At 42.3% G+C, this 11,352-nt stretch carries 13 protein-coding genes; 3 read left to right on the top strand and 10 right to left on the bottom strand.

The features are described from left to right. Positions 1 to 19 precede the first annotated feature (19 nt). The 6 genes from pbpB to AC0C66_RS00270 form a co-directional block, all read right to left on the bottom strand. Positions 20 to 2,161 (bottom strand): penicillin-binding protein 2B, encoded by a 2,142-nt coding sequence (gene pbpB / locus AC0C66_RS00295; RefSeq protein ID WP_441296432.1) that lies wholly within the window; start codon positions 2,159 to 2,161, stop codon positions 20 to 22. Between the two features lie 5 nt (positions 2,162 to 2,166). Continuing rightward, the gene (gene ftsL, locus AC0C66_RS00290; protein WP_003221405.1) at positions 2,167 to 2,520 is read right to left on the bottom strand and encodes a cell division protein FtsL; all 354 of its coding nucleotides are present in this window, start codon (positions 2,518 to 2,520) and stop codon (positions 2,167 to 2,169) included. A 39-nt stretch (positions 2,521 to 2,559) separates the two neighbouring features. Beyond that, entirely contained in the window at positions 2,560 to 3,495 is a 936-nt protein-coding gene (rsmH, locus tag AC0C66_RS00285; protein WP_014113706.1) for a 16S rRNA (cytosine(1402)-N(4))-methyltransferase RsmH, read from the bottom strand. Positions 3,496 to 3,564: 69 nt separating this feature from the next. Beyond that, on the bottom strand, positions 3,565 to 3,996 hold the full coding sequence (gene mraZ / locus AC0C66_RS00280) for a division/cell wall cluster transcriptional repressor MraZ (RefSeq protein ID WP_003221402.1): 432 nt from the start codon (positions 3,994 to 3,996) through the stop codon (positions 3,565 to 3,567). Between the two features lie 125 nt (positions 3,997 to 4,121). Then, on the bottom strand, positions 4,122 to 5,741 hold the full coding sequence (gene bshC, locus AC0C66_RS00275; protein WP_072183046.1) for a bacillithiol biosynthesis cysteine-adding enzyme BshC: 1,620 nt from the start codon (positions 5,739 to 5,741) through the stop codon (positions 4,122 to 4,124). A gap of 70 nt (positions 5,742 to 5,811) precedes the next feature. After that, positions 5,812 to 6,708 (bottom strand): 2-dehydropantoate 2-reductase, encoded by an 897-nt coding sequence (locus AC0C66_RS00270; protein ID WP_088679067.1) that lies wholly within the window; start codon positions 6,706 to 6,708, stop codon positions 5,812 to 5,814. Between the two features lie 158 nt (positions 6,709 to 6,866). Between AC0C66_RS00270 and AC0C66_RS00265 the strand changes: the two genes are divergently transcribed. After that, positions 6,867 to 7,349, top strand: coding sequence for an N-acetyltransferase (locus AC0C66_RS00265; RefSeq protein ID WP_014113703.1), 483 nt, complete (start codon positions 6,867 to 6,869; stop codon positions 7,347 to 7,349). A 57-nt stretch (positions 7,350 to 7,406) separates the two neighbouring features. On the opposite strand, the gene gerR is transcribed toward AC0C66_RS00265, so the two are convergent. The 3 genes from gerR to AC0C66_RS00250 all read right to left on the bottom strand — a co-directional run bounded on the left by gerR (position 7,407) and on the right by AC0C66_RS00250 (position 8,852). After that, positions 7,407 to 7,988 (bottom strand): sporulation specific transcriptional regulator GerR, encoded by a 582-nt coding sequence (gerR, locus tag AC0C66_RS00260; RefSeq protein WP_061187413.1) that lies wholly within the window; start codon positions 7,986 to 7,988, stop codon positions 7,407 to 7,409. A gap of 144 nt (positions 7,989 to 8,132) precedes the next feature. Next, complete coding sequence (rpmF, locus tag AC0C66_RS00255) at positions 8,133 to 8,312, bottom strand: 50S ribosomal protein L32 (protein WP_003154457.1); 180 nt, start codon at positions 8,310 to 8,312, stop codon at positions 8,133 to 8,135. Between the two features lie 21 nt (positions 8,313 to 8,333). After that, positions 8,334 to 8,852, bottom strand: a complete 519-nt coding sequence (locus AC0C66_RS00250; RefSeq protein ID WP_072183048.1) for a YceD family protein — start codon at positions 8,850 to 8,852, stop codon at positions 8,334 to 8,336. A 27-nt stretch (positions 8,853 to 8,879) separates the two neighbouring features. Between AC0C66_RS00250 and AC0C66_RS00245 the strand changes: the two genes are divergently transcribed. Then, positions 8,880 to 9,065 carry a hypothetical protein gene (locus AC0C66_RS00245; protein ID WP_072183049.1) on the top strand — a complete coding sequence of 62 codons (186 nt, stop codon included), beginning with the start codon at positions 8,880 to 8,882 and terminating at the stop codon, positions 9,063 to 9,065. Then, positions 9,062 to 10,309, top strand: coding sequence for a nucleotidyltransferase (locus AC0C66_RS00240; protein ID WP_072183050.1), 1,248 nt, complete (start codon positions 9,062 to 9,064; stop codon positions 10,307 to 10,309). Before AC0C66_RS00245 ends, AC0C66_RS00240 begins: the two co-directional genes overlap by 4 nt. A gap of 16 nt (positions 10,310 to 10,325) precedes the next feature. Here AC0C66_RS00240 and ddcP read toward each other — a convergent pair whose 3' ends face one another. Next, positions 10,326 to 11,351 carry a protease DdcP gene (ddcP, locus tag AC0C66_RS00235; RefSeq protein ID WP_072183051.1) on the bottom strand — a complete coding sequence of 342 codons (1,026 nt, stop codon included), beginning with the start codon at positions 11,349 to 11,351 and terminating at the stop codon, positions 10,326 to 10,328. Between the last annotated feature and the right edge of the window lies 1 nt (position 11,352).

The following is an 11,352-nucleotide window of genomic DNA, read 5'->3' as shown; positions in this document are numbered from 1 at the left end:
CGGCAAGCTTTCTTTCTTTTTAATCAGGGTTTTTAAACTTAACCTTGATAACGTTTTTTCCTTTTATTTCTTTGTCCTTCTTGACGCTTTGGCTAACAGCGTAGCCTTGTCCGCTTACTTCAATATGAATTCCCGCCAGCTCGCCGTACTGAAGAACCTCTCTTCTCGACCAGCCTGTCATATCAGGCATTTTGATTTTACCGCCCGTTTTCAGAAAGACCTTCTGATTGGTGAGAACTTCCTCATCCGCTTTCGGATACTGTTCTTTTACAGCGACATCACTGCCGATGACAATCGGTGTGAGATTCTCTTCTTTTGCTTTCTTTTGAGCAGCAGTAACCGTTTGATCTGTTAAATCAGGCATCGTCTGCGCTTTTGTTTCTTCCTTATCTGAGTCAGATTTTTCAGTTGGTTCGATGTTCAGGTAGTGCAGGCTGTTTTTCATTGTTGGATTGAAGATTTCAGAAACTGGATTTGAACCTGTTTCATCATTCTCTAATTGCGGCTGCTGCACTGCAACATAGATCAACAGTTGAGGATCATCTTTAGGCGCCATTCCCATTACAGAAAATACGTAATTATCGCGGCCAGATAGATAACCGTTTTGTCCGGCAATTTGTGCGGTTCCAGTTTTAACAGCTACATCAAAACCTTCAATTTTATAAGGCTGTCCAGTACCGATATCAGATGTAACAACATCACCTAAAATATTACGAACCTTTTTAGCGGTGCCTGCAGAGATTGGCGTACCAGCTGACTGAGGTTTATTTTGATAAATGGTTTTCTTCGTATCAGGATCAACAATATGGTCTATGACGTAAGGTTTCATCATTTTACCGTCATTTGCTATTGCAGTCGCAGCCTGCAGCTGTTGAATTGGTGTAACAGCAGAAGCTTGACCATATGCAGTCGATGCTTTATCAAATTCATATTTAAAGTTTATTTTACTTGATACTTCATTCGGCAAGTCAACACCTGTTTTTTGATAGAAATTGAATTTATGAAGATATTCATCAAGACGGGTATAGCCCAGCTTTTCATTAGCCAATTTGGCAAAAGCCACATTAGAAGACCTTACTACACCATCATGGTATGTTGTTGCCCCCCAGCCTACCCCGTCATTATGGTCTTTTACTATTCCTCCGCCTACTTTATATGTTCCGGACTTGTACTTTTCATTGCCGTTATACACATTCTCCTGTATGGCAGCAGCGAGTGTAAAGATCTTCATCGTTGATCCAGGCTCATACGCATATGAAATTAAATCATTATAGTAGTTCGTCACATCGCGCGTGTTCGGATCAAAGCTTGGGCGCTGTCCCATAGCAAGCACTTTGCCCGTTTTCGGATCGACGACTGCGGCCATGATTTTTTTCGGATTATACTTTTGCGCTACTTTTGTCATGCTGTCTTCCAAAAAGGTTTGAATTTTCTGATCAATGGTTAAATATACATTGTCACCATTTTTTGGCGCTGTAATTTTATTTTTGCTGTTCGGGAGCTCCCAGCCGGATTTGTCGCTTTCATATGTCACATATCCGTCCCGCTCCTTCAAATACTTATCCAGCACTTTTTCTAATCCCATCGCGCCGGAAATTTCATTTGTTTCTTGATCAACCTCGGCATAGCCGATTAGATTAGACGCAAATACTCCGTTTGGATAGTAGCGTTTTGTATCCCGTAAAAATGAAATACCCGAAAGGTTCAGCTTTTCGATTTTTTGCTTTTGCGAATACGTAATATCCCGGCCCGCTGAGCCGAACTCAACTTGTTTCGCATCCTTATTTAAGATATCAAGGATGTCAGCCTTGTCCATCTTTATCACTTTAGACAGCGCTTCCGCGGTTTTTTCTTTGTTTTGGACATGCTGAGGATGCTTAACATCAGTCGTCATTTTTTTATCGAGAATGGCAATCAGCTTATACGTCGCTGTGTCCTCCGCAATCACTTTTCCTTTTCGGTCTAAAATCGAGCCGCGGCTCGCCTCAATGGTCCGTTTCTTTTCATGCTGCTCTGTCGCTTTTGTCGCAAGCACTTCGCCGTCCGCTTTTCCGGTTATTTGAATATATGCCATTCTGCCCAGGATGACAAAGAAAAAGAGAGCGAAACAAATACTTAGAATCGCTGCTCCTCTATTCATAAATTTATTCTTTTTTGGCATTTGAATCATTCCTGTATGTTTTTCACTTTTTTATCTTTTAAATTCAATCCGTTCTTTTTCGCAATGTCCATAATGCGCTGCGGTTTGCTTAAATCAGCAACATTTTTTTCGAGGTCACCAATTTGCTTGTTTTCGGCTGAAATTTGCTCCTCAAGTTTTTGCACCTCAATATTGGTTTGATATGCCGCATACGCCTTCGATACAATCAAAAGCGATACGCTGAGCACCGCCGCAGCAAAGAGGACAAGGAGCACTTTTTCTCCGAGAGTAATGGAAGCCCTTTTCTTGACAATCACTTTTTTCTCAGGACTGATCGCATGCCGCTGCTGTTTCTCTGGTTGGTAAGCTAAATTGCTCATAGGCTGATGACCTCCTTTTAATTTTGCTTTCGCGTTTTGTTATTTTCTTTTTTCGGCAATCCGAAGCTTTGCAGAACGAGCCCGGTTGTTTTCTTCAAGCTCTTCTTGAGATGCCGTAATCGGTTTTCGTGTGATGAGCTTTAACTCCGGTTCAAACTCTTCCGGTATGACTGGAAGACCCGGAGGAAGTTCCGGAAGTGACGACTTTTCTTTAAAAGTGGATTTGCAAATTCTGTCTTCAAGCGAGTGGAAGGTAATGACTGATACCCTTCCCCCTGGCTTCAGAACCTCAATTGCTTGCTCCAAAGCCTCTTCAAACACCTTAAGTTCATCGTTCACGGCAATTCTGATTGCCTGAAACACGCGTTTAGCAGGATGTCCTCCGCTCCTTCTCGCTGGAGCGGGAATCGCGTCTTTTATTAGATCGACCAGTTGGCCCGTAGTTTGAATAGGAGATTTGATTCTTGCCTCCTCAATCTTTCTGGCGATCTGTTTACTGAACTTTTCTTCGCCGTATTTAAAGAAGATACGAACGAGATCCTCATAGCGCCACTCATTAACGACTTCTTTCGCCGTAAGTGTGGCCGACTGGTCCATCCTCATGTCCAACGGTGCGTCATGATGGTAACTGAATCCGCGTTCCGGTGTATCCAGCTGCGGAGAAGACACCCCTAAATCAAATAAAATACCGTCTACTTCAGTAATGCCTTGTTCATTCAAACATTCTTTTAAATACCTGAAATTGCTTTTAATCAGAATAAGCTGCCCTTTATAATCGGACAACGCTTCTTTCGCATGCTGTAATGCCATATCGTCTTGGTCAAAAGCGATTAAACGCCCCTTCTCGGATAACTGCTGCAATAAGTATGTACTGTGCCCAGCTCCGCCGAGTGTGCAGTCTACATATGTACCGTCCGGTTTAATATTGAGCCCGTCTACGGTTTCACGAAGAAGTACTGTCTTGTGTTGAAACATAATGTGTTGGTCCCACCTTTTATCAGGATGAATTGAAATTGTTTTTAGAGTGTTATACACGAAGAATCATTATATATCAAACCCAATCATGTTTTCAGCAATTTCAGCAAATGAATCTTCTTGCTCTTCTGTGTATTGTTCCCAAATTACTTTACTCCACAATTCAATTCGATTAGAAACCCCGATAACAACACATTCTTTTTCCAGTTTGGCGTAATTCAATAGAGATGATGCGATATTTACCCTGCCTTGCTTGTCCAGTTCGCATTCAGTCGCCCCTGAAAAGAAGAAACGGGTAAAAGCGCGGGCATCTTTTTTAGTGAGAGGAAGTGCTTTTAGTTTCTCTTCAATTTGTTTCCATTCGTGCATAGGGTAGCCGAAGAGACATTGGTCAAGCCCTCTAGTCAGCACAAATTGCTCACCCAGGCCTTCTCTGAATTTAGCGGGTACGATCATGCGGCCTTTCGCATCGATGGTATGCTGATATTCACCCATAAACATGATCTCTTGCCCCACTTTCTCTCCTTAACTCACCACTATTCACCACTTCTCTCCACAACTTCATTTTACACTGTTTACCCATAAAAAAAAACCCTGAACTAGTCAGGGTTCTTTAAAACTTTATTTCAAAGTTTGACAACTTGATGTTGATTTTGAAAAGAAAATGGCAGATTTTTGAATGATGTGAAGAATTTTGGACCGTACCTGTTTAAATAATACATAATATTCCAAATTCGTTCTTGCGGTGCAAGAAGCGGTTTAATACTATTTTGGATTCTCTCATAATCCTTCAAGACGTAGCCTTCTTTTTCTTCAATTCGCTTCGTCACAGTACGCTCTAAGAACTGAAGCTGATCCTGAATAAAGGCGGCATTTTTCAGGAGTAAAGGTTCCATGCTTTGATCAACCTTTAACGCCTCCTGCCGGACCGTTTTGTGAATCGCTTCAATTTGGCTTTTCGCCTGATCCATCACTGCGGTAAACTCTTCCGGAATCTGATGCTCAAAGTATGTCTCTCTTTGATTCTCCGTTCCGCGTTCAATCGCGTCTTGTAATGGGATATTCCGTTCAAGCAGTTTTTTCTCAATATGCCGTTCAAGTATCGTAATGTTCAGCCTTGGCATAACAGGAGGCATTTTAAAGCCCATCACCGCAAAGGCCTGTTTGAGCTCACCCCAATAGTTGATTTCTCCGGGCCCTGCAATAAATGCTAAAGTCGGAATGAGGTATTCCTGCATTAACGGCCTCGTCACAACATTGTTGCTGAAGCGCTCAGGATGCTCTTCCATATGTGTATAAAGTTCATCCATCGTCCATCCGAGATCAAGCTCATTGACGACAAAACGGCCGTTGTCTTTTTCAATTAAAAAACGCTCTTCTTCATATTCATAAAACAGATTCGCCTGTTCTTTTCCGGACTCGATAATCGGCTTGTAGCCTGCTTCACGCATGAAGGCCTGCTGATCTGAAACCGCGCGGGCGAGTTCATCATTTTCCCGAAGAATCTTTTGGAACATGGCCGTTTCCAGCTTTTTAATCCCTGGATCTCCAGAATTTAATAAAACTAAACCCTCCTCTTGGAACAGATCCGCGATCAACAGTTCAAAGAAGTCAGTGAATGTAACAGATTCCCTTAAACATCGTTTTACATTGTCGAGAAGTGCATTCGTGTGGTCAGTTTCCTCAAAAGCGGCAAATACATCATCTATCCACGCGGCACATTTTTCCTGATCAAGCGATGTGCTCGCTGCCGAAGATTTCTTCCAATAAGACTGAGGCAGCTTTTTTTTCACAGGCCCGTTCTCTTCAGATGTATGAACAAAATTAATCTCATCCAAATCGTGGTCTTCTCCGGCCACCCAGAAAATCGGTATGACAGGCACTTGCAGTTGCTTTTCTTGTTCCTTTGCTAACACAATGATTGAAATGATTTTATGTATCGTGTAAAGCGGTCCTGTTAAAAGTCCGGCCTGCTGTCCGCCGACAACAGCGGCACTTGACGGGTCCTTCAGCTTCTCAATAGCAGACTGCATGGCACTTGAACCGAATTTGTTATGGTATGAGGTTAAGTACGCCGCCAATTCCTCTCTTGCGAAAAACCGGGAGGATAAGTCTTTCAGTCTTTCGCGCCAGATGTCCTTATTATGAATGCTGTAATCAAAAAAAGAAGACATTTCTTCTTTGCCATCTATATAGTGCTGTACAAACACATTCTGATTTTTGATGGAAAGTTCAGTTAGCTGCATCTTCTAGAACTTCCTTTCTCCAATAAATAGTTAGTTATCCGAAATGAGTATAGCATGTTACAGAAAAAGCTCAAAAGACTTTGTTTGTATTTCGCTCCAAAGCTTTAATGCTGCCGTATAAAAACTCCAGATGGACGGCATCAAGGCCGTGAAGGCTTGCTTCCTTCAATAAATATCCGATAATGGCGTCAGATTCTGTCTGCCGGCCTTCAATGACGTCAACCAGCATAGAAGAGCGATTTTCTTTCGTTTGCCCGCAAACGGCCCGAACCCGCTCCCAAGCCTCAGCTTCGTCTTCAAGCCTTAAAATGAGGCAAGCCTCCTGAAAAACCAGTTTCATAAAAGCCAGATATGCTGGCGTTGTCAGCAGTTCTCCATTTTTCACCTGCAATAACGCGGTTAACGGATTGATACAAGCATTTACAATCAGCTTGCCCGTCAGCAGGCGGTACCAATCCGTCTCATAACGAATTGGAAAATCCGAGTGGTTATGCTGAAGCAAGATGTTCAGCCGATCTGGTTCAGCTTCGTCGAACGCGCTCCATTTTATCGCACCTAAGCCAGTATGATCAACAGCTGTATCTGATTTTCTTACAGCTCCGTGCTCAACGATTCCAACATAAATGGAATGGCCAACGCGCCAATCTTTTAGGTCGTGGATATGTCCCATGCCGTTTTGCAAAAATAATATGTTCGTTTTCCCGATCCGTTCAAGCAACGGAAAAATAGGCTGAAGCTGATGCTGCTTCACTGTCACGACAAGAAGATCAAAATCCGAATTGATATTCGTGTCCGCACTGCAATCAGCGCTGAATTCTTCTCCGCCTTTATAAAGCCGGATCCCTTCAGACTGAATGGCCGCAGCCTGTTCTTTCCGCCTTGTCACAACAGTCACCTCGTGATGAAGTGACAAATAATAGGCGCATAAAAGACCGACGGAACCTCCGCCGATAATTCCAATTTTCATGATGTCACACCCAATTTAGCATTTACGTATTATCATAGCAGAAGTACGAAGAAATTACTGCTCAAAGATATCGGTGCTTAAAATTAAAGTTTAAATATTTGGATTTTTTAAATAAAGCGTTTACAATATATGTAGAAACAACAAAGGGGGAGATTGGTTTGGTAAAGGTAGAACGTCTGCTCATCAACTATAAAACACTTGAAGAATTCAAGAAATTCAAAGAATACGGCATTCAGGAGCTTTCAATGCTTGAAGATCTTCAGGATAATATTATTGAAAATGACAGCACCTCGCCTTTTTACGGGATTTATTTCGGGGATAAACTTGTAGCGCGAATGAGTCTATATCAAGTTAACGGCAAATCGAATCCTTATTTCGACAACCGCCAGGATTACTTGGAACTGTGGAAGCTTGAGGTTCTTCCGGGCTACCAGAACAGAGGATACGGGACAGCGCTGGTTGAATTCGCTAAATCATTCAAAATGCCGATTCGGACAAATCCGCGAATGAAATCAGCGGAATTTTGGAATAAAATGAACTTTGAAACTGTTAAATATGATATGGCGCGGGACAAAGGGGAAAACCCGCTCATCTGGCATCCTGATATGGATCATGAAATGACACCCGGAGAATCTGCATAGAAATAAAAACAACCGGCCTATTCTTACTCTAGGGCCGGTTCATTTCAAGCCGTTTCATTACGTTTCTTGAGCCGCTTTTTTCATTCTTCCGTCTTCTTTTGAAACAACCATTTTTCTCGCCCGATCCATGATATCGATCAGTGCCTTGTAATCCTCTTCTGTCATCTCTAGCTGGTTCCTCAATGTTTGATTTTCACTCCGTAAATCCTCAAGCTCTTTTTGCAGCGATTGGATTTGCTCCTTCAATTTTTCCCTTTCGAGCTGAAATTCTTGTGCAGACGGCGCTTCTTTGAATTGTTCGAGAAATTGAATCACATCCTGAATGGACAAATCTCGTTTTCCTTCTGACGCTGCCGCAGCAGTCTGCTTGACGGAATTCGGCATATTGACCGAATGAACGCCGATTTGCTTTCTCAGTTCTTTCCTCTGCTTTTTCGCAAGCTCTATGCCTGACTGGTATTGTTTTCTCACATACGAGTTCCACCTGAAACCACAAGCTGCCGCGGTTCTGGTCAGAGCCCTACCAACCTCCTCAAAGGCGGAAAGCTGTGTTCCTCCCTCTCGAATATGACGAAGCACCACTTCTGCCAGCAGCAAATCCTCATCCTGAGTCCAAGCATCTTGTCTTGTAATGGTCAAATTCAATCTCCCTCCATGTCAGCTTATTTATCTCATACATATGCCGGTAATAGATTAGATAGACTATTTGCACTCACAAATTTTCCGCAAGCTGGCAGGGAGAAAAAAGAAAAAGCGCAGGGCTTTCACCCTGCGCTTTTCTTATTAGTTACTTTTTACATTTATGTCTTTGCCGTTGTATGATCCGCATGCTTTGCATACACGGTGAGACAATTTCATCTCTCCGCATGACGGACATTCTGTCATACCAGGTACATTAAGTTTGAAATGTGTACGGCGCAATCTTTTCTTCATTTTAGAAGTTCTTCTAAAAGGTACAGCCATTATTCCCACCTCCTTAAAGAGTTAAGATTCATCATCTTGTTTTAAGAGCTTTTCTAGGGCTGCAAGTCTCGGATCAACTTGTTTCTTCTTGTCTTCCTCCGAAATGACTTGCCAGTCCTTTCCTTCTTGAGGAGCAGCTCCTTTTTCTTGTTCAGATTCACAAAAGATTTGCATAGGGATTTCTAAAAGAATTTCTTCTTTCACGATCGGAGTTAAGTCGATAGTATCGTCCTCAACAATGTGAACGTCATCATCTTCTATATCATCCGTCTGATGAAATATAAACAGTTCTTTTGTTGAAATTTCAAATGGATACGGAACATCAACGAGTGTTCTTGAGCATGGCAAAATCATTTCGCCTGAAATTGTAAAATCAAACGAAACCTGTTTGGATTTGATATCCGCTCTGCCCTTCACCCGAACGGGAGAAATGCGGCGAATGTCAGAATTCACCTTTGTCAGCTCATTTAACTCAACTGTTTCATCAAACTCAAAACTTTGTTTCGGCATTTGATGCAGCTGATAAATCGTCCATTTCATTTGTATCACCTCATGAAAGCAACAAACATGATTATAGCTTTTAAGATTGTTTTTGTCAATATTTTTTCTTTACAGCATAATGCTGCCATTGAAGTATCGTTGACAGCGGAATATACGATGCATACACTTAAAATAAAAATAAGACGTAAGAGTTTTCATTTGCAAATGTACCATACGTTTTTAAACATAGCAAGAAAGGCGGGAAAAATATGAAAGCTGTCGGATTGGTGGTTGAATATAATCCCTTTCATAACGGTCACCTTTATCATGCCCAAACAGCAAAGCGGCAAACCGGATGCGACACGGCTGTTGCGGTAATGAGCGGACATTTTTTACAGCGCGGAGAACCGGCTGTAGTATCAAAATGGGCCCGAACAAAAATGGCGCTGCAAAACGGGGTCGATGTTGTCATTGAGCTGCCATATCTTTATGCGGTGCAAAAAGCGGACATTTTTGCACGCGGCAGTGTTTCCATCCTGAACAAACTTGGATGCGAAGCGCTGTTTTTCGGGAGTGAAAATGGTGATATTGAGCCGTTTTTAGAAACAGCAAAGCTTATTGATGAGCATAAACATACATTTGATCAGCGTATTAAAGAAGAACTTAAAAAGGGTGCCAGTTATCCAGCCGCGGCAGCTATCGCATTCAGCTCCATTTTACATACCGAAAGTGCACTTGATTTGTCAAAACCAAATAACATTCTGGGATATCATTATGTAACTTCTATTCTTTCCGGGGGATATTCGATGAAACCTAGTACTACAGCACGCATCTCCTCGGACTATCATGATGCCGACCTTCCTGAAGGCGAAAACTATATCGCAAGTGCCACAAGCATCAGAAAAGCGATGATTGAACAGAGTTTTGATGCCTGCCTTCGTTTTCTTCCTGCTGCATCTGCACGTGAATTAGCACATTACCGCAAATCTTTCGGACTGTGGCATACACCTGAAAGCTATTTTTCTTACTTAAAATACAGCCTTTCAACTGTAACATCACAGGAATTACAGCAAGTATACGAGGTGGAGGAAGGCTTAGAGCACAGAATTCTACGTTCGATCAGAAAAGCCAGCTCCTATCAGGAATTTATGGAGCTGCTGAAAACAAAACGTTATACGTGGACAAGACTCCAGCGGATGAACACTCACATTTTAACCAGAACGAAAAAACAGGATATGCACAAGCTGCTTAAAGACGAAGAGGTGCCTTATATCAGGCTGCTCGGCATGACGAAAAAAGGACAGGCTTATTTATCGGAAAAGAAAAAAGCGCTGTCTGTTCCGCTTGTCAGCAAACTGTCCTCTTTCTCCCATCCAGCTCTCGATCTGGACATAAAAGCAAGCAGAATCTACAGCATGCCGATAGAAGAGCCGCTAAGAACTGAGTTTGACCTGCAAGAATACGGACATGCACCGATTCGATATGACGAGGATGAACAACGTTTTTTAAATATATAGAAAAAGCACCTGCGGATCAGGTGCTTTTCGCTTTCAGCTTATTCAAATAATCAATCGCATCCTGCATCGTATCAACAGGCACAATCTTCATATCTGAGTCAATATCTTTTGCTGTTTTTACTGCGTTTTTATAATCGGAATTGCTGGCGCCGCTTTGATTTGGCGCGAAGAAAATGTCTTTTCCAGCTTTGTCTGCGGCGACGACTTTTTGATCAATGCCGCCGATCGGGCCTACTTTTCCGTCAACATCAATCGTACCTGTTCCCGCAATATCGTAGCCTTTTGTTTCATCTGTTTTTGTCAGCTGATTATAGATTTCAAGTGACATCATTAAACCTGCTGACGGGCCGCCGATATTTTCGATTTCAAAATCAATATCAGGTTCCACTTTGACGTTTCTGTCCGTATAGAGCGAAACTCCGATTCCTGCCCGATCCGGCTCATCAGGAAATTGTTTTAACGTAAGGGCGACACGCTTTACTTTTTCTTCTCTTTCGATTTTTAACGTGACTTTATCTCCCGCTTTTTTGCTGCTGATATAATCAATCAGCTTTTCAGCAGACTGATAGTTTTTGCCGTCTGCACTGATGATTTTATCACCGACTTCTATTTTCCCTTTTGCAGGCATGTTTTCCACAACCGAGCTTGCGTATATGCCGTTAAAGGAATAGGTGACTTTTTTTCCTGCCTGTTGATAGGCGGCTATAACCGCGTTTTCTTGCGAGCTTTGCATCATTTGGAGCTGCCTTTTCATATACTCCTTATCTGATTCACCTTCTTCCTTGATGCTCTCATCAGGAACAATTTCATAATAAGGGTGCATCTTTGCCCACACATATGTAAACGGATTAGCCGGCCCCACTTTGACAGTCATTAAGGACAGACTCCCTGTTTCCGGGTAGCCTCCCTCCACTTTTATCAGTGAAGCAAGTTCTGTCGCTTCTCCCGGTTTTGTAATATAGTATGGAAGTTTTATAAATGATAAAACGGCAATCAGAATGAGGATGACAAGCATCCAGCTAAAATGTTTTTTACGTAGCAAG

Source organism: Bacillus sp. VA13, from assembly GCF_055710085.1.
This window is presented reverse-complemented; position numbering and strand designations above follow the sequence as displayed.

What these genes read in the sequence shown, in the direction of transcription:
- pbpB (WP_441296432.1), bottom strand. Translation starts at nt 2,161, where the DNA reads ATGCCAAAAAAGAATAAATTTATGAATAGAGGAGCAGCGATTCTAAGT.
- ftsL (WP_003221405.1), bottom strand. Translation starts at nt 2,520, where the DNA reads ATGAGCAATTTAGCTTACCAACCAGAGAAACAGCAGCGGCATGCGATC.
- rsmH (WP_014113706.1), bottom strand. Translation starts at nt 3,495, where the DNA reads ATGTTTCAACACAAGACAGTACTTCTTCGTGAAACCGTAGACGGGCTC.
- mraZ (WP_003221402.1), bottom strand. Translation starts at nt 3,996, where the DNA reads ATGTTTATGGGTGAATATCAGCATACCATCGATGCGAAAGGCCGCATG.
- bshC (WP_072183046.1), bottom strand. Translation starts at nt 5,741, where the DNA reads ATGCAGCTAACTGAACTTTCCATCAAAAATCAGAATGTGTTTGTACAG.
- AC0C66_RS00270 (WP_088679067.1), bottom strand. Translation starts at nt 6,708, where the DNA reads ATGAAAATTGGAATTATCGGCGGAGGTTCCGTCGGTCTTTTATGCGCC.
- rpmF (WP_003154457.1), bottom strand. Translation starts at nt 8,312, where the DNA reads ATGGCTGTACCTTTTAGAAGAACTTCTAAAATGAAGAAAAGATTGCGC.
- AC0C66_RS00250 (WP_072183048.1), bottom strand. Translation starts at nt 8,852, where the DNA reads ATGAAATGGACGATTTATCAGCTGCATCAAATGCCGAAACAAAGTTTT.
- AC0C66_RS00245 (WP_072183049.1), top strand. Translation starts at nt 8,880, where the DNA reads ATGATTATAGCTTTTAAGATTGTTTTTGTCAATATTTTTTCTTTACAG.
- AC0C66_RS00240 (WP_072183050.1), top strand. Translation starts at nt 9,062, where the DNA reads ATGAAAGCTGTCGGATTGGTGGTTGAATATAATCCCTTTCATAACGGT.